We start from the raw sequence: 16,550 nt of genomic DNA, 5'->3' as shown, positions 1-16,550 counted from the left end.
GCCCGCTTTCGCAGGAATGACATAAAAACCGTACCGCTAGTGCCTATTACAAATGCAACAACTCCTTTGCTGCTTTTAAACTTGCTTTGGTGATTGTTTTACCTGAAATCATGCGGGCGAGTTCCTCCTGTCTTTCAGCTAAATTTAAAGCTTTTACCGTTACTTTCGTTTCTTTCTCTAGCTGTGTTTTCTCGATTTTTATATGCAAATCCGCTTTACCTGCTACTTGCGGCTGGTGCGTAATAACTATTACTTGAGTAACGCTACTAAGTTTTTTTAATCGTTCACCTACTTTATCTGCGACCTCTCCGCCAATCCCGACATCTATTTCATCAAATATAATAGATGGTTTTACCATTTTATCAAACAAAGAAGTTTTTAAAGCTAACATGAATCTTGATAATTCACCGCCGGAAGCGATTTTATTAATTGCTGCAGCTGCCGTTCCCGGGTTAGTAGACGCTTTAAACACAATATCGTCATTACCGTCGGCTGTTGGTTCTTTAGCATTTATCTCAATCTCAAAAATTGCTTTCGCCATTTTAAGCTGCTTTAGCTCCTGATGCAACGATTCTTCTAGATGTTTTGCAACAATAAGACGCTTTGCAGATAAATTACTCGCTAGTTCATAATATTTTTTCTGCAGTAGTACTTCTTGAGCTTTCAACTCATTACTATTTGCTATTTTGTTTTTTAATATACTGAGCTGCTCTAAAGATTTATCTAAAAATACACCTAACGCATCAGCAGGAACATTATATTTACGGCTAATAGCTTTTATTAAAAATAATCTTTCTTCTGTTTCTTCAAGATTATATTCCTCATAATTGAAACTATCTAACAGATTTGATAATTCTTGGCGTGCTTCTTCTAGATTATTATAGGCTTCCTCTAAACTTGTAATGATAGCTTCAAAACGCTCATTGTTGCCTTGCCTTGCTAATAATTTCTCTGCTCTATTAATCGATGTATTTATTTCAGGGTTATTAATCTGTTCTAGAATATCTTTTATTAGCTGTAAATCCTTATCTTTATTTTGCAAATCTTTTCGTAGATTTGCTAATTTTTCTTCTTCACCTGTTTGAATGTTCAGTTTAGTTAATTCTTCCGTTGCAAAGCTCAAATAATCAATTTCTTGTTCTATAGAATTTTGCTTAAGTGTTATTTCGGCCATTTCTTTCCGAGTATTTTGCCAAGCCTGATAGCATTTGGCAAGCTCCGCTCGAAAGTCCAAAAGATTTCCATAACTATCTAAAATATCACGCTGCGTATTTGCTTCTAGAAGAGAAATATTATTATTTTGTCCATGAAGCTCGAATAAATAAGTAGCTAATTGCTGCATAAGAGCTTTAGTAACCACTTGATTATTAATGAAAAAATTTTTTCGTCCTTCGGCTTTTTGCAGACACTTTACAAACAATAACTCTTCAGGTTCAATAAAATTTTGAACCAGAAAATTTTTTATTTCTTCATTTAAAGAGAATATTATATTAACAACAGCGTAATCTTTTCCACGCTTTATTATATTATTTGAAGTTTTATAACCTAAGCAAAATAAAATAGCATCAAGTAAAATAGATTTACCGGCTCCCGTTTCACCGGTAATAACACATAAACCTTTATTAAACTCAATTTCCAGCTCGTCTATCAGAATGAAGTTCTTAACTGAGAGACTGTAGAACATATGCCGCTTAATTTTGGTGGTTCTGAACTAGCCTGTACGCATAACTATACCATTGACTATCAGGATAGTTGTAACCTAGCACTGAGGCATATTTTTTTGCTTCATCCGGAAGTCCAAGCATCATATAACTCTCGGCTAAACGGTAAAGAGCTTCTACCGAGTGAGAAGTAGTTTGATAATTATCAATTACCTCTTCAAATCTATTTATAGCTGCCATCGGATTCTTTTTCTTTAAGTAAAAGCGACCTACCATCATCTCTTTACCTGCTAAATGATCGTTTACTAGGTCAATTTTTAAAGATGAATCAATAGCATATTTAGTATTTGGGAATTTTGCTATTACGTCTTCAAAACTATCTTTAGCTAGGAAAGTTCTAGATTGATCATGATTTACGTCTGAAATTAACATATAATATGATAATGCTTTAAGGTAATATGCATAAGCAATGTCAACATTTGCAGGGTGCAACTTAATGAACATATCAAGCACATCAACCGCTTCTTCATATTGAGCGGCGAGAAATAAAGAATAAGCCTGCATCAATTCGGCTTGCGGCGTCATTTCATTACCTGGATGCTGGTACAATACTCTTCCGAATTCTTCTGCAGCGTTCTTATATTTTTTCTTTTCCAATAAGGTAATACCTTCATTATAAAGGGTAGCGATAGGGACTACTATGTCATCACTGTTTTTTTTGTTTTTGCACCCGCCTAAAACTAACCCTATAACTAAAAGGGTACTCAATAATTTTGTTAATTTCATAAGAACTTAAATTCAGTTAATAACTAAATATACATATAGGCTTACAGAATTTCAAGGATTCAATTTAAAATCTCACAAACTTATAAATTAGACCTATTCAGAAACTCGTTTATAGGGAGGAATTTGAGGGAAACACAGAATGCAGAATCGCAGCGTACACTTGTACGTAAGGATTCGAGTACCGGATCGACGTACACATTACCCCTAGAAGAATAGGTCTATATTCTTGGACTTATTTCTCTACCCAATGTCCTTTATCATTTTTATGGTATTTTTTTCTACGGCCGACCATGCTACTTTATGTGCAACTGTCTCTCTAGAGTCATTTCCACGTCTTTTATCGGCATCCTTATATGGTTCAAATGCCATGATTAAAAGCTTCGCGATAAATATCCTTAGCATGGTTCGGAAGATGATTTTTAACTGAATCAGGTAAATCGTTATTATTCTTATAAGGCATAAAAACCTCCGGTAATATTATGCAAATAATATTTTTTATAATATTGGAGGTTTCATTGCTATAGGAAAGGTAAATAAAAATTACGACCACAGACTTTTCATTTTATTAAAAAAGCTGCCGTCATTTTCTTTTTCATTTATGGATTCTTTTTTGAATTCTTCTAGTAATTCACGTTGTCTTTTAGATAAATTTTTAGGTACTTCGACATGAATATGCGTAAGCATATCACCCCTAATAGTTGATCTCATTTTAGACATACCTTTGCTGCGTAGCCTTAATTGATCACCGTTTTGTGTGCCTGCAGGAATTGTTAAGTTTACTTTTCCGCCTTCAATTACCGGTACTTCTATCTCTCCTCCAAGAGCAGCATTCACAAAACTAATAGGTAGTTTACAATGTAGATTTGCTCCGTCTACTTTATAAATATCATGTGGTTTTATTGTTATATCAACGTATAAATCACCGCTATTACCGCCTCTAATACCTGCTTCCCCTTCTCCGGTATGTCTTATTCTAGTACCGTTTTCAACACCGGCAGGAATGTTTACCGATAAATTTCGTTGTTTATGGTAACGTCCCATGCCATGACATTTCTTGCAAGGATTTTTTATAATGTGTCCGTTACCTTGGCATTTATGACAAGCTTGTTCGATCGTAAAGAATCCTTGCTGCATTCTAGTCGCTCCAACACCGCTGCAAGCATCGCAAGTAGTTACGGTTTCACCTTTTTCAGAACCGCTACCGTGACAAGTATCGCATTTTACTGCGCTAGAAAAGCTAATATTTTTTTCTATACCGTGAAATGCTTCCTCTAGGTTAATTGTCAGATTATATTTTAAATCTGAGCCTCTAACTTTAGCTGAAGTTGGGCGTGATGATCTTCTGCTGCCTCCCATAAAGTCGCTAAAGAAGTCACCGAATATGTCGTTAATGTCAGGGTGAAAACCGCCATGATTTCCTCCTCCCCCTCGTGATTGTTGATTTTGAAAAGCATCGTGTCCCAAACGGTCATAAGCAGCTCTTTTTTGCTCATCTTTTAGAACATCATAAGCGGCATTGATTTCTTTAAATTTCTTTTCAGCATCTTTAGCATCAGTAGTATCAGGGTGATATTGCTTGGCTAGCTTGAGGTAGGCTTTTTTAAGGTCAGCTTGGCTAGCTGTTTTACTAACCCCTAGTATTTGGTAATAATTTTGTGACATAAGTTAATTTATAAAATGAGATTGTAACGTCATTACGAGGAAAATTACATAGTAATTTGACAAAGCAATCTCAGGATATTTAACGAGATTGCCACGTCGCTTCGCTCCTTGCAATGACGAAATTACTTCTACTTCTTCTCTACATCTTGAAAGTCGGCATCTACTATTTTTTCATCATTAGTGGCACTTTCTGCAGCAGGTTGGCTCTCGCTTTGTGCTTTATACATCGCTTCACCGATTTTCATGCTAGCTGCAGTTAAACTTTCGGTCTTTTCTTTAATCAAAGCAGTATCTTCCGACTCAAGCACGGCTTTTAAAGCGGCTAGTGCTTCTTCAACAGCTCCTTTATCGTCTGATGATAATTTATCGCCATATTCTGTAAGAGTTTTTTCAGTAGAATAAACTAAACTATCGGCAGCATTTTTTGCTTCAATAAGTTCCTTACGCTTTTTGTCTTCATCAGCATTTTGTTCGGCATCTTTAACCATTTGTTCAATTTCCGCATCGCTAAGACCACCGGAAGCTTGAATAGTTACTTTCTGCTCTTTACCGCTTGCTTTATCTTTAGCTGAAACATGCACTATTCCGTTAGCATCAATGTCAAACGTTACTTCTATTTGTGGCAAACCTCTTGGTGCAAGAGGTATACCTTCGAGATTAAACTGACCAAGTAATTTATTATCTTTTGCCATTTCACGTTCACCTTGGAATACTCTAATAGTTACGGCATGCTGGTTATCATCAGCAGTTGAGAATATCTGACTTTTCTTAGTAGGTATAGTGGTATTACGATCAATTAATCTTGTAAATACGCCGCCAAGAGTTTCAATGCCAAGGGATAGAGGTGTAACGTCTAATAATAATATATCCGTTACTTCTTTATTAAGTACTCCGCCTTGAATAGCAGCACCGAGAGCTACAACCTCATCGGGATTTACGCCTTTATGCGGCTCACGTCCGAAGAATTTTTTTACGGCTTCTTGTACTTTCGGCATTCTAGTCATACCGCCTACTAATATTACTTCTTGAATATCAGAAGCTTTAAAACCTGCATCCTGTAATGCTTTACGGCAAGGCTCAATTGTTTTTTCAATTAAATCATCTACTAATTTTTCTAGTTCAGCTCTAGTAAATTTAATATTTAAGTGTTTTGGACCGCTACTATCAGCCGTAATATAAGGTAAATTAATATCGGTAGTTACTGCAGAAGATAGCTCTTTCTTAGCTTTTTCCGCGGCTTCTTTCAAACGTTGAAGTGCTAAAGGATCTTTACTTAAATCTATACCGTTTTCTTTTTTGAATACATCTATTAAATGGTTTAATATTCTTGTATCGAAATCTTCACCGCCAAGGAATGTATCGCCGTTTGTTGATTTCACTTCAAAAACACCGTCAGCGATCTCAAGAATTGAAACATCGAATGTTCCGCCGCCAAGATCGTATACTGCAATAGTTTTACTTGCCGATTTCTCGAAACCGTAAGCAAGAGCTGCAGCAGTCGGCTCGTTGATTATTCTAAGGACCTCAAGACCTGCTATTTTACCGGCGTCTTTCGTTGCTTGACGCTGTGCATCATTAAAATAAGCAGGTACGGTAATTACTGCTTGTGTTACTTTGTCTCCTAAATAATTCTCAGCAGTTTCTTTCATTTTTTGTAAAATGAATGCACTAATTTGACTTGGTGAATATTTATTATTATCCGCTTCGACCCATGCATCCCCGTTATCGGCTTTAACTATATTATACGGTACAATACCTTGGTCTTTCCTAACCATAGGATCGATAAAATTTCTACCGATTAATCGCTTTACCGCATATATAGTATTGCGAGGGTTAGTTACTGCTTGCCTCTTAGCAGATTGCCCGACTAATTTTTCGCCGTTTGCAAAAGCTATTATTGACGGCGTAGTTCTTTCACCTTCTGCATTTTCTATTACCTTTGGTTCTTTACCTTCCATGACCGCAACACAAGAGTTGGTAGTCCCAAGGTCAATACCTATTACTTTTCCCATAAGATTCCTCGTTTTCTTTTTTTATTTTATTATGACTTTTGATTTGATATAGTGCGGCTTAAATGATTTTACAAGAGGTGACAATGAAAAAACTACCGATTTTACTAAAACTTTTATTTATTATTAATTTAGTTTTCCTAAATAATATAGTTTTAGCATCTAGCGAAACAAGCACTATTATATTTGAAAAAGCAAAGAAAGCAATCGTAACGATCGATACTAGAATTGCCGTATCGGCATATGACGATACAAGTAGTTGGACTGGAACGGGATTTATCAACGATAAGAACAACGGTTATATAATTACTAATACTCATGTTGTCGGCGGTGCGTCTATCGGAACTTATTTTGTTACTTTTTATAACGGTGAGCAGGCAGAAGCAAAACTTATCTATTACGATATTTGGCAAGATTATGCCGTTTTAAAAGTAGAGAGTAAAGATATACCGGCATCAGCAACGCAAATATCTTTTGCAAGCGAATTGCCAAAATTAAATCAAAAGGTTTTTGTAGTCGGTAACACAGAAGCAAAAGGTTTTTCTTTCCATACCGGTTATTTGTCTGATCTTTATAATATTGAAGGTTTAATGCCGCAATGTACTTATGTTATTAATTTAAATACTACAGGAGGTGCTAGCGGTTCACCGGTATTAAACGATAAGATTGAGGCTATAGGAGTATTATATGGTGGCGGTAAAACTCATTCTCTAGCGCTGCACGGTGATTATGTAGCTCGCACTTTAGAAAGTTTAAAGAATAATAAACAACCAGGCAGAAAACATATAGGAATAATAAGTGAGTTATATTCTTTAAATAAAGCAGTGAGACATCACAATTTCCCTAAAGAAGAAATGGATAAATATATAAAGAAATTTCCTGATAGTAGAAATAGAGTGATAAGTATTAAGGCAGTTCTAGCCGGATCACCTGCCGCAAAATCTTTAAAAGCCGGTGATATTATTTGGGCAGTTAATGATAAGGAACTCGGCGGCAATCTAGCATTATTTGATAGAGAAATGGATAATTTCAAAGGAATAGCTATTAAACTTACTATATTTCGTGACGGAAAAAAGCTAGAACAAGCAGTAGATTTATATGATGTGAACAATAATAAAATCGCTAAAATGATAAATTTCGGCGGTGCAGTATTTTTTGAAGCCGATGATTATTTTAGTAATAAATCAGGTATTCCTCTTAAAGCTCTAAGTATAGCTTCCGTTCAATCCGGTAGTAGCTTTAGCTCTATACCAACGTTTTTTACTAAAGATTATAAAAATGTTTATAGATTGCAAATTTTTGAGATGAAAGATTTAGCTTTAAGTAATCTTGAGGATTTGGTGAAATTCTTGCCTGCTATTACTAAAGAGAAGTTTATAACGGTTAGATTTAGAAATTATCAACCTTATTATGCTAATTTCGGTTATAATGAACTTATCTCGTCGCATGATGATATGATTGCTGATGTAACTCTAGATTCTATAGATACTAAGCCTTATATATTAAAGTATAATACTATTTCTCATGATTGGGATATGGAAAATATAAAACTTCAGTAACTAATGACATTGTGATAAATTAACAATTCTTAATCGATGAAGTAATATATAATTCAACTTGGTTTGTTGCGTTATTATTCTTAATTTTATAATCTTATATTTTAGGAGAATTGCAAATTAGCTCAGAGTAGTTCGCCAACTAGGTCATTTTTGAGTGGATTGATAAATATTCTTTATGTTATTCCTGCAAAAGTGAGACAGCATTGTTGCGTGGATACATACTAAAACCGTCATTGCGAGCAGCCGTAGGCTGCGTGACAATCTCATGAAATAATAACAAACTCTCCTGAGATTTTGCTTCGTCAATTGCTATGCAATTTCTTCGCAATGACAGAAAAAACGCCCCTTACTCACCACCTAAGAAACATAGCTAATTAACAATTTCTCCTAAAATAATTAATACATTTAGGAGAATTAATGACTAAAGAACAAATACCTACAGTAGATAAAAAGATAAAACAAAAAACATCTTTTTTTAAGTTTTTTACAAAAAATAGTAATAACTCTAATACTCAGAATTCACTAACATCACCACGTTCAGATGATGATATAGAGAGGGATGTTTCTAAAAAAGAAGCTTCTTAAGAAAATTCAAAGCATTAATAGACAAGAATGATGAAGCTGCACTACACTTCTATTTGATAAAAATAATAATTATATCTTACATGATGCGGTTGAGGATAAAACCTTAGTTGAAAAAATATTAGAATTAGCTAAATACGTAACAAAGATAACCTATAACGATTCAACAGTATTACATTCAGCAGTTACAGGAATTGCTAACAAAGAGATTATCAAAACTTAAAAAATCCTTATTTAGTAATGATCAAAGATGCTTCAGGTCTTACTCCATCATATTATAATACTAGTAAAGAAATATTAGAAATATTGCAAAATTGTGAACGAGATATTATAAGACCGGCTTAATATAGAACCATGGCATGGTTGGGTAGAAGATAAAATATTTAGAGATGATATGTCTATAATCGGAAAAAATAAGCACACAATAATGGAGCTTGTATAAAAATTTTGTAAATTATCGGACAAGCATCTTCCTTGTAAATTTAACATAAAGTATTAGATTTGCAAGGAAGATATAGAGAGTTCTTTAATAAAAAACGGTAAGTATGTAAAACTTACCGATTAAATTTAAAGCTTAAAAGATTATAATTCGGTGATAGGGATATAATTGATATTTCCATCTTCTCCTATCAATGGGTAATACTCTGTTTGAGGGTTATAAACATCATAACTAATTGATGTTTGTAATGATAGTTTTTGTGCTAATATTATCAATTTTTCTTCATATAACTCAAAAGACTTTTTTAAATCCTCTTTTGTAATCTTTACAGTGTTAGCTTCATCTGTATTTACTTTGAGCGTTTCAATATTTTCTGTTAAGTTATATTTTGTTAAGGTTACTTTTTCTAGTAGGAGAAAATATGCTCTTATTTTTACCAATGCTGTGTGTATGTATATTGGAATACTTAGAACAACTTTATATAATAACATCTAATACCTTAAAAATTTTGAAGTGGCAGCATACAAGCCTCACTTATTAATGTCAACATAAATTAACATATTATTATAATTTTCTTTCACAAAATCGAAATAAACTGTTATTAATATAAAAAAACCAATCTTAATCTAATATATGCGTTCTTTATTTGTAATAATTATATTCTTTCTAATGAGCAGTTGTAATTTAAAACCGGTATATAGTGAAAAATACAGTAGAAATAATGATTTAGAAGCTATTGAAGTTGAACCAATTCGAACAATTGAAGGGGCTGAGTTTTATCATCGTTTAACTAGTATTTTACCTCAGAAAGCACAAGCAAAATATCTGCTTAAAGTAAAGCTTATCACAACAACTATGCCTGCTACTATTGAAAAAAACTCCAATGTTTTAAGGGAATATATTAATCAATTAGTTAGATATAAATTAATTGATATAGAAAGCCAAAAGGTTTTAATTGAAGAGAAGTTTTACCAAAACACGTCATATAATGCTATTTTTACACCATATGCGACAAATGTTGAAAGAGATAAAACAGAAATAGACTTGGCATATCAAGCAGCAGAAGAAATTCGTAGCAGATTAATTTTATATTTTACACGGAAATAGTTAAGTTATGAAATTTTATTTTTCACAAATAGGTAGATTATTTGAACTAATAACATCCGGAAAGATTAGAGCTCTTTTACTATATGGTCCTGATAAAGGTTATATAGAAAAAATTTGTAAGCATTTAGTACAAAGCTTAAATATGCTACAAACTTCTATAGAATACGCAGATCTTAATATTTCATCTTTAGAAATATTACTTAATTCGTCTAATTTTTTTGGTCAAAAAGAATTAATTAAAATTAGATCGGTTGGGAATTCAATCGATCAGAATTTAAAAACAATTCTAAACAGTGATTATATAAATTTTCCTGTATTTATAGGTGAAGAAATGACTTCTAGTGGGAGCATTAGAAAGTTTTTTGAAACGGAAGAATATTTAGCAGCAGTTGCTTGTTATCATGATGATGAAGCAAAAATTGAACGAATTATTTTAGGTAAAGTAGAAAAAACTAATAAAGTTATAAGTAAAGAAGCTATCACTTATTTAAAAGCTCATTTAAAAGGTGATCATGATTTAATTTGTAGCGAAATAAATAAATTAATATATTTTGTTCACGACGCACGCGAAATTACTTTAAACAACGTTCTAGAAGTTATAAGTAGCGAAATTACGGCAAACGGCAGTGATTTAGCAATGTATTTTTCAAAAAAAGATTATAGTAATTTTCTGCAAGAGCTTGATATATTAAAAAAACAAAATATCAATGAAGTTTTAATTATTAGAGCATTAATAAGGCATTATTTAAGTTTATATATAGTTTTGTCGAAAGTAAAAAACGGTGAGCGTTTGGAACTCGCAATAAAATCATTATCACCACCGATTTTCTATCAGTATATTAATGATTTTACGAAGATAGCAAACGGTCTTAGCCTCACTGAATGTCTAAAGACTTTAAAAGTGCTACAACAGGCAGAAGTGGATTATAAGTTAAATCCTGCTAGTTTCGATTTATTCCAAAGTATACTCCAAAGTAAATGAAGAGTAGACGAAGTTTAATTTGGAAAAGAGCAAGGAGACTATAAGGCGAGGAGCGGAGCGTATACTTAATACGTGAGCACCGTAGCTCTTATAAGATGACGTAGCCAATTTTTCAAATTAAACGAGTATACATTATGCCTAGACCTGATTTTTCTGACCCTGACAAACAAATTCACGAGATAATTAGAGTTAATCATGCCGGAGAATATGGTGCAAAAAGAATTTATCAAGGACAGCTAAAATATATTAAATCTCAAAATGATCGTATATTGATTAAAGAAATGCTTGACCACGAAGAAGTGCATTTAAATTATTTTGAAAAAAAATTACTGGAAAAAGAAGTGAGACCCACGTTTTTATTATTTTTTTGGCATCATTACGGATTTTTACTTGGTGCTTTATCTTCCTTGATGGGAATAAAAACGGCGATGCTTATTACCGAGAGTGTAGAAGAAGTAATAGAAAAACATTATGAACAGCAAATAAATTATTTAGAAAATAAAAATGTTGAGCCAGAATTATTAAATAATATTATTAAATTTCGACTTGATGAAATTGAACATAAAAATATTGCTATAATGAATGATAGTACTGAGGCAATATTTGCAGAAATAACTAGTAAAATAGTGAAGATAATTTGTCGTATCTCTATAATTTTAAGTAAGAAAATTTAGAGTTAACAACTTAATTAGTTAAAAAATCTAGAAATATTTTACTTCTAAGATATTAAGAAGATAATAAAAAAACATTAGTAATATTATTAGAAATGGTGATGAAAAGAAAAACTTTTTTTAAAGTTGTTCTTTATTTTTTGCATTTGTATTTTTTAGAATTAATAAATAAAGGGGCCAGGGGTTAAGATCTGTTGCTGTAAGACAACAACCTCCATTATACTTCATGATTTTACTCACTTGTAATAATAGACTCCTGGCATAACTTAATATTAAGTTTTGACAGATTGGTCTTGCAACAATGGAGTTTAAACATTATTAGCGGTCTATATATTAGTTGAATAATATAAAGAGTCAAGAGATTTTAGTTGTCATTGATAATAAATAATGTAATTCTGAGTTGGGGGTATATTTTCTATATAATCTCCTTCTAGCATTTGCTTTTACATCAATAATAATTTATATTTACTTTCACTCATGCGAATAGCAGATTACTTTTGTAGTTTGTTATTGGTGATAATTAGGAAATATAAAATAACAATATGTAACAATATGAGTCAAAAGATAATTTTAAATAATTCATATTCTATTACTAAATCGCACTTATTCCATATAGTAGACCCAAGCCCTTGGCCCGTCCTAACATCTTTTGCTTTACTTCTTTTGGTTATAGGCGGCGTCTCGTTCATGCATGGATACAAATTTAATATATATATTTTATCTGCAGGGATTATTTCAGTAGGTTACTGTTTATATTCTTGGTGGAGAGATATAGTGAAAGAAGGAATAGTCGAACATCAGCATACTAGTCCTGTTAGAAAAGGTTTGCAAATAGGTATGGCGTTATTTATCTTAACGGAAATAGTATTTTTTGGTGTATTTTTTGCTTCTTTTTTTAAATCAAGTCTATCACCCGTAGGTCTTTTAGACGGTGTATGGGTTGTAAAGCAGGGCATTTGGCCTCCACCTACAATTAAAACTTTTGAGCCGTTTGATATTCCTTTTATCAATACTTTAATACTACTTTTATCAGGTACGACCGTTACTTGGGCTCACTACGCCTTAGAAGAAAAAAATCAAAAAGATTGTGTAACTGCACTTGCTCTTACCATATTGCTTGGAATATTTTTTACAACTATGCAGGCATATGAATATTACCATGCGGCGTTTAAATTTACAGATGGTATATATGCTTCTAATTTTTATTTAGCCACGGGTTTTCATGGAGCTCATGTAATTATAGGTACTATATTTCTAATAATTTGCTACTTTAGAGCAAAAAGAGGAGATTTTACTACAGAAGGTAATGGACATTTAGGGTTTGAATGTGCTGCATGGTACTGGCATTTTGTAGATGTGGTTTGGTTATTTTTATTTACGTTTGTTTATATATTTGGAAGTTAAATTATACTATATGTGATTATAATGTTACTTAAAATAAGTGTTTTTAAAATATTTTTGCATATTAATTAAAATTGCATATATTTAGGAGTTGATTTATATATAAATAAATTATACATTATTTTTTAAATGCTAATTATTTTATTGAGGTAAAACATATGAACTTTCCTATTCGTAAATTAAACGAAGAATTAATCGATTATAATCTATCATTACGCATATTATTTACTATTCTAAGCGTGGCTATTATTATGGTAGCTTTTGATAGCTTAGGTGGTACTGTCGGCGATCCTGTAGGTGAGGCATTATGTAAGTTAATTAAAGTATTCAGAGGCAATACTGCAAAAGGTATAGCTGTTGTCGGTATAATTGTTCTGGGAATTCAAACATTAAGAGGAAAATTGCAGTGGGAAGTAGCTTTAGTGGTAGTTACTGCAATCATTATATTATTTAAAGCTCCAGATATTGTTAATATGGTATCAAGTGATAATAATAGCTCAAATTGTGGTGTTTCCTAATACACAAAAAAATTATTATATCTTTAGTAATACCCATAAGCTTCGGCTTATGGGTATTTTTATTTTTAAGTGATGTTGTTGCATAGCCCCTATGTCATTCCTGCAAAGGTAGGGACAAGACAACCTTAATATAGGTTACATATTTAATAAAAATAAACGTATAAAAACAAGTTTTTATATGTTTTACTGGATTCCGCCTACGTGGGAATGACATCAATTGCCTTTATACTCAGGTCAACAGCAACATTCGTACAATACTCAATAGTGTTTTAATTGTTTTGATGGATCACGTGGTTAAACCACGGGATGACAGTAGATTTTGTTGGTCTATGCAACAACATCCTCACTTAAATAAAAGTCCTAATCTATTACCTATAACAATATCAATATATTTTGCTGTGATAGGGATCCCTTCAATATTCATTTCTAGATATATTGCTTGTTTTGCAGGGATTTTTGTTTGTAGTTTTGTAATTGATACATATTCATCTAAAGCTTGATTATTAGTATCCATTACTCTTACTTTGATTATAGGATCGGAAATTAAATAATCAGACTCATTAGATAATTTATAAAATATCTTCATACCGCCTATATGACGAGATTTGCCTAAATTAATTTCTTCTATCTTTAATTGATCATATTTATCTAAGAATTTAAAGCTATCTATTAGTAATATCACTAAACAAAAAATTATAAAGCTAGTCCATAATATTGAAAATATATTATATTTTTTCTTAGCAGGAATATACGGTAAAATAACCGGCACATTAGCATTGTAATGATTTTTAATAGGAGTTTTAATAGTTCCCGTGTTTACTTTATCTTTAAAGTCATTTAATGTACTAGTATTATAGTCTAATTTCTGATACCACAAATGGCTACATTTGGAACATTTTACTCGTCGTCCGTTAATACCTATTTGATTGCTTGTAACAATAAATCTTGTTTGGCAATTTGGGCAAGTAATATGCATAGTTAATTATAATTATTATGTTTGACTTTCATGATAATCTCATTTATTATTTTTGGCAATAAATTTGGCAATAAAACAGTTAAAAGATATGTCCTCTCTTATTAAAGAAATTGAAGAAGCTTGGCAAATTAAGGACAAACTTCTTCAAGATTCTTCAAAGCTTATAACATTAAAGCAAACTCTTAATGATAGTATAGAAAGCTTAAATCAAGGTACGATTCGTGTGTGTGAAAAGCAAGAAAATAGTTGGCACGTTAATGAATGGGTAAAGAAAGCTATATTGCTATATTTTATCACTACGGAATCACAACTTTATAATAACAATTATAATAGTTGGTATGACAAAGTTGGTCCTAAATTTTCTGCAGATACTGATAAAAATACATTCAAAGAAGCAGCTATACGCAAAGTGCCCGGAGCTGTTGTTAGAACCGGTACTTATATAGCTAAAAATGTTGTAATTATGCCTTCTTTCATTAATATAGGTGCTTATATAGATGAGGGAACAATGATTGATACATGGGCTACTATCGGCTCATGTGCTCAAATCGGCAAGCATTGTCATATTTCAGGCGGCACGGGAATAGGTGGGGTGCTTGAGCCGTTGCAAGCAAAGCCTGTTATCATTGAAGATAATTGTTTTATCGGTGCAAGATCGGAAATAGCAGAAGGTGTAATAGTAGAGGAAGGAGCAGTAATTAGTATGGGGGTGTTTATCGGTAGCTCTACAAAAATAGTATACAGAGATACAGGTGAAATTATTTACGGCAGAATTCCGGCTTATTCCGTTGTAGTTCCAGGAGTATTACCTGCTAAGGAAGCCGGTAAGCCTGGACTTTATTGCGTAGTTATCGTAAAACAAGTCGATAAAACTACTAGAGCTAAAGTAAGCATAAATGATTTACTGAGATAGATAGATCAAGGTGAGCGTTCATGGGTTTTTCACTGTCACCCTGTAGCCTGACCACGGGATCCAGAAAAAATAACTTCAATATTGTTACCTACACTACATGCTTAACAAAATAAACATATAAAAATAAATTTTTATATGTTTTACTGGATTCCGTGAATAAATCACGGGATGACAGAGGGGAATAATAAGCCGCTTAATACCAGTGAAAGGTCACAGATCAATAATATCGCCGATTATACCATTAAGATATCCCTCTCTTTGTTGTTGTTCTGAAATATCTGTTTGTTGAATTGCCTTATTATTTGGGTTTCCTAAGAATATTGTATGCCATAAGCATTGCATCTCGTTGTTTTTGAGGATCACGTACAACACCAGCTGCTTTAAAATATGATTCTGCAGCATCTGTTTCCTGTTGTTTTTGAAAGCAAAGTTCGTTTCCTTGGGCCATATATAAATCATATTTTATAGGCTTTTCAGCCTTATTTATAAGACTGTCATAACATTTTAATATAGAGTCTAATTTATTATTCTTTCTATAAAATATGATAGCTGGGTCTTCACGTCCTAAGTTAAATAGCATATCGTCGATTTTATTGTACATTTCTTTAAGTTCTTCATTACGTGTTAGAGCTTCATATAATCTTCTGCTTCGCTCAATATATCGCCTATTTTAGAGTAGCAGCTAGCTATAGTTTGAGTCACTTCTGCTTTGTCTGAGTACTTATTTACACTCTATGGCTTCTTTATAATATTGCACTGGTTGATCGTGTTTAGGTTCTATATTTTTTATAGAAGATAGATAGTGATTTTGTATGAATCATATTTCAATTAAGGAACTATAGCAATCATTGGATTGAGACCAGATAACATTTCTTCAAATAATGATAATTCTTTAATTTGTAGGTTTAATACATATCAGTAAGCTTGAATAACCGGTTTATTGTCTGTGAATTTCTCAATAGAGTCTAAAATTTGCAATATTACCCCTATAAGGTTATTAGCGTGTTTGTTTAATATGATAGCTTGAAATTCTGATAATTGTGCTAATCCCTCAAAACAAGAAAGAGTTTTTGCTATAGCTGGTATTGTATTGGAGAACTTGGTAAATATGGTTTAATATAACCCTTATAGTTAAAAAATTTTGAGTAGTTAAGAGGTGTATATACATTAAAGTCTTCAAAAATTGATTGGATAGTATTAATTATACATTCTACATTTATCTGTATTTGTGTATGTAAATTTTCTATCAGACTTTCTTGTTCCTTTAACAATGAACTTAGCTGC

The 16,550-nt window shown here is 32.3% G+C and carries 17 protein-coding genes and 1 pseudogene; 9 read left to right on the top strand and 9 right to left on the bottom strand.

All coding sequences use genetic code 11. From position 1 onward, the window contains the following. Window positions 1-46 precede the first annotated feature (46 nt). From recN to dnaK, 6 genes are all read right to left on the bottom strand, one after another. Entirely contained in the window at window positions 47-1,684 is a 1,638-nt protein-coding gene (gene recN, locus RSIB_RS03630) for a DNA repair protein RecN (RefSeq protein WP_004996550.1), read from the bottom strand. A gap of 7 nt (window positions 1,685-1,691) precedes the next feature. After that, window positions 1,692-2,447, bottom strand: a complete 756-nt coding sequence (locus RSIB_RS03635) for an outer membrane protein assembly factor BamD (RefSeq protein WP_004996548.1) — start codon at window positions 2,445-2,447, stop codon at window positions 1,692-1,694. A 240-nt stretch (window positions 2,448-2,687) separates the two neighbouring features. Beyond that, window positions 2,688-2,816 (bottom strand): hypothetical protein, encoded by a 129-nt coding sequence (locus RSIB_RS03640; protein ID WP_004996545.1) that lies wholly within the window; start codon window positions 2,814-2,816, stop codon window positions 2,688-2,690. Continuing rightward, a complete protein-coding gene (locus tag RSIB_RS09720; RefSeq protein ID WP_081440511.1) occupies window positions 2,806-2,907 on the bottom strand; it encodes a ChaB family protein in 102 nt (33 codons plus the stop codon). The genes RSIB_RS03640 and RSIB_RS09720 overlap by 11 nt, the downstream gene beginning before the upstream one ends. Window positions 2,908-2,987: 80 nt before the next feature. Next, complete coding sequence (dnaJ, locus tag RSIB_RS03645) at window positions 2,988-4,109, bottom strand: molecular chaperone DnaJ (RefSeq protein WP_004996543.1); 1,122 nt, start codon at window positions 4,107-4,109, stop codon at window positions 2,988-2,990. Window positions 4,110-4,237: 128 nt separating this feature from the next. Beyond that, on the bottom strand, window positions 4,238-6,121 hold the full coding sequence (dnaK, locus tag RSIB_RS03650) for a molecular chaperone DnaK (protein WP_004996539.1): 1,884 nt from the start codon (window positions 6,119-6,121) through the stop codon (window positions 4,238-4,240). A gap of 62 nt (window positions 6,122-6,183) precedes the next feature. Here dnaK and RSIB_RS03655 point away from each other — a divergent pair, with 62 nt between their 5' ends. From RSIB_RS03655 to RSIB_RS10415, 3 genes and pseudogenes are all read left to right on the top strand, one after another. Continuing rightward, window positions 6,184-7,677: a S1C family serine protease gene (locus RSIB_RS03655; protein ID WP_004996538.1), complete on the top strand. Its 1,494-nt coding sequence runs from the start codon at window positions 6,184-6,186 to the stop codon at window positions 7,675-7,677. Window positions 7,678-8,094: 417 nt separating this feature from the next. Continuing rightward, complete coding sequence (locus RSIB_RS09115) at window positions 8,095-8,262, top strand: hypothetical protein (RefSeq protein ID WP_016728163.1); 168 nt, start codon at window positions 8,095-8,097, stop codon at window positions 8,260-8,262. Between the two features lie 145 nt (window positions 8,263-8,407). Next, window positions 8,408-8,701: pseudogene (locus tag RSIB_RS10415) on the top strand (hypothetical protein). Window positions 8,702-8,841: 140 nt separating this feature from the next. Here RSIB_RS10415 and RSIB_RS03660 read toward each other — a convergent pair. Continuing rightward, window positions 8,842-9,189, bottom strand: coding sequence for a hypothetical protein (locus tag RSIB_RS03660; RefSeq protein ID WP_004996535.1), 348 nt, complete (start codon window positions 9,187-9,189; stop codon window positions 8,842-8,844). Window positions 9,190-9,331: 142 nt separating this feature from the next. Between RSIB_RS03660 and RSIB_RS03665 the strand changes: the two genes are divergently transcribed. The 5 genes from RSIB_RS03665 to RSIB_RS03685 all read left to right on the top strand — a co-directional run bounded on the left by RSIB_RS03665 (window position 9,332) and on the right by RSIB_RS03685 (window position 13,377). Then, a complete protein-coding gene (locus RSIB_RS03665; protein WP_016728162.1) occupies window positions 9,332-9,805 on the top strand; it encodes a hypothetical protein in 474 nt (157 codons plus the stop codon). Window positions 9,806-9,812: 7 nt separating this feature from the next. Beyond that, complete coding sequence (holA, locus tag RSIB_RS03670; protein ID WP_004996532.1) at window positions 9,813-10,787, top strand: DNA polymerase III subunit delta; 975 nt, start codon at window positions 9,813-9,815, stop codon at window positions 10,785-10,787. Between the two features lie 134 nt (window positions 10,788-10,921). Beyond that, a complete protein-coding gene (locus RSIB_RS03675; protein ID WP_004996528.1) occupies window positions 10,922-11,461 on the top strand; it encodes a demethoxyubiquinone hydroxylase family protein in 540 nt (179 codons plus the stop codon). Between the two features lie 549 nt (window positions 11,462-12,010). Then, on the top strand, window positions 12,011-12,862 hold the full coding sequence (locus RSIB_RS03680; protein WP_004996526.1) for a cytochrome c oxidase subunit 3: 852 nt from the start codon (window positions 12,011-12,013) through the stop codon (window positions 12,860-12,862). Window positions 12,863-13,017: 155 nt separating this feature from the next. Then, window positions 13,018-13,377, top strand: coding sequence for a TrbC/VirB2 family type IV secretion system protein (locus tag RSIB_RS03685; protein WP_004996524.1), 360 nt, complete (start codon window positions 13,018-13,020; stop codon window positions 13,375-13,377). Window positions 13,378-13,720: 343 nt separating this feature from the next. Here the strand turns inward: RSIB_RS03685 and RSIB_RS03690 are convergent, their stop codons facing one another. Then, window positions 13,721-14,353 carry an MJ0042-type zinc finger domain-containing protein gene (locus RSIB_RS03690; protein WP_016728160.1) on the bottom strand — a complete coding sequence of 211 codons (633 nt, stop codon included), beginning with the start codon at window positions 14,351-14,353 and terminating at the stop codon, window positions 13,721-13,723. 88 nt (window positions 14,354-14,441) lie between these two features. Between RSIB_RS03690 and dapD the strand changes: the two genes are divergently transcribed. After that, on the top strand, window positions 14,442-15,266 hold the full coding sequence (gene dapD / locus RSIB_RS03695; RefSeq protein WP_026053088.1) for a 2,3,4,5-tetrahydropyridine-2,6-dicarboxylate N-succinyltransferase: 825 nt from the start codon (window positions 14,442-14,444) through the stop codon (window positions 15,264-15,266). A 298-nt stretch (window positions 15,267-15,564) separates the two neighbouring features. On the opposite strand, the gene RSIB_RS03700 is transcribed toward dapD, so the two are convergent. Then, complete coding sequence (locus RSIB_RS03700) at window positions 15,565-15,867, bottom strand: hypothetical protein (protein ID WP_004996519.1); 303 nt, start codon at window positions 15,865-15,867, stop codon at window positions 15,565-15,567. Window positions 15,868-16,550 lie beyond the last annotated feature (683 nt).

Source organism: Rickettsia sibirica 246 (assembly GCF_000166935.1).
Lineage (GTDB): Bacteria > Pseudomonadota > Alphaproteobacteria > Rickettsiales > Rickettsiaceae > Rickettsia > Rickettsia rickettsii.
The sequence above is the reverse complement of the archived record's forward strand: the minus strand, read 5'-3'. Positions and strand labels throughout refer to the sequence as shown.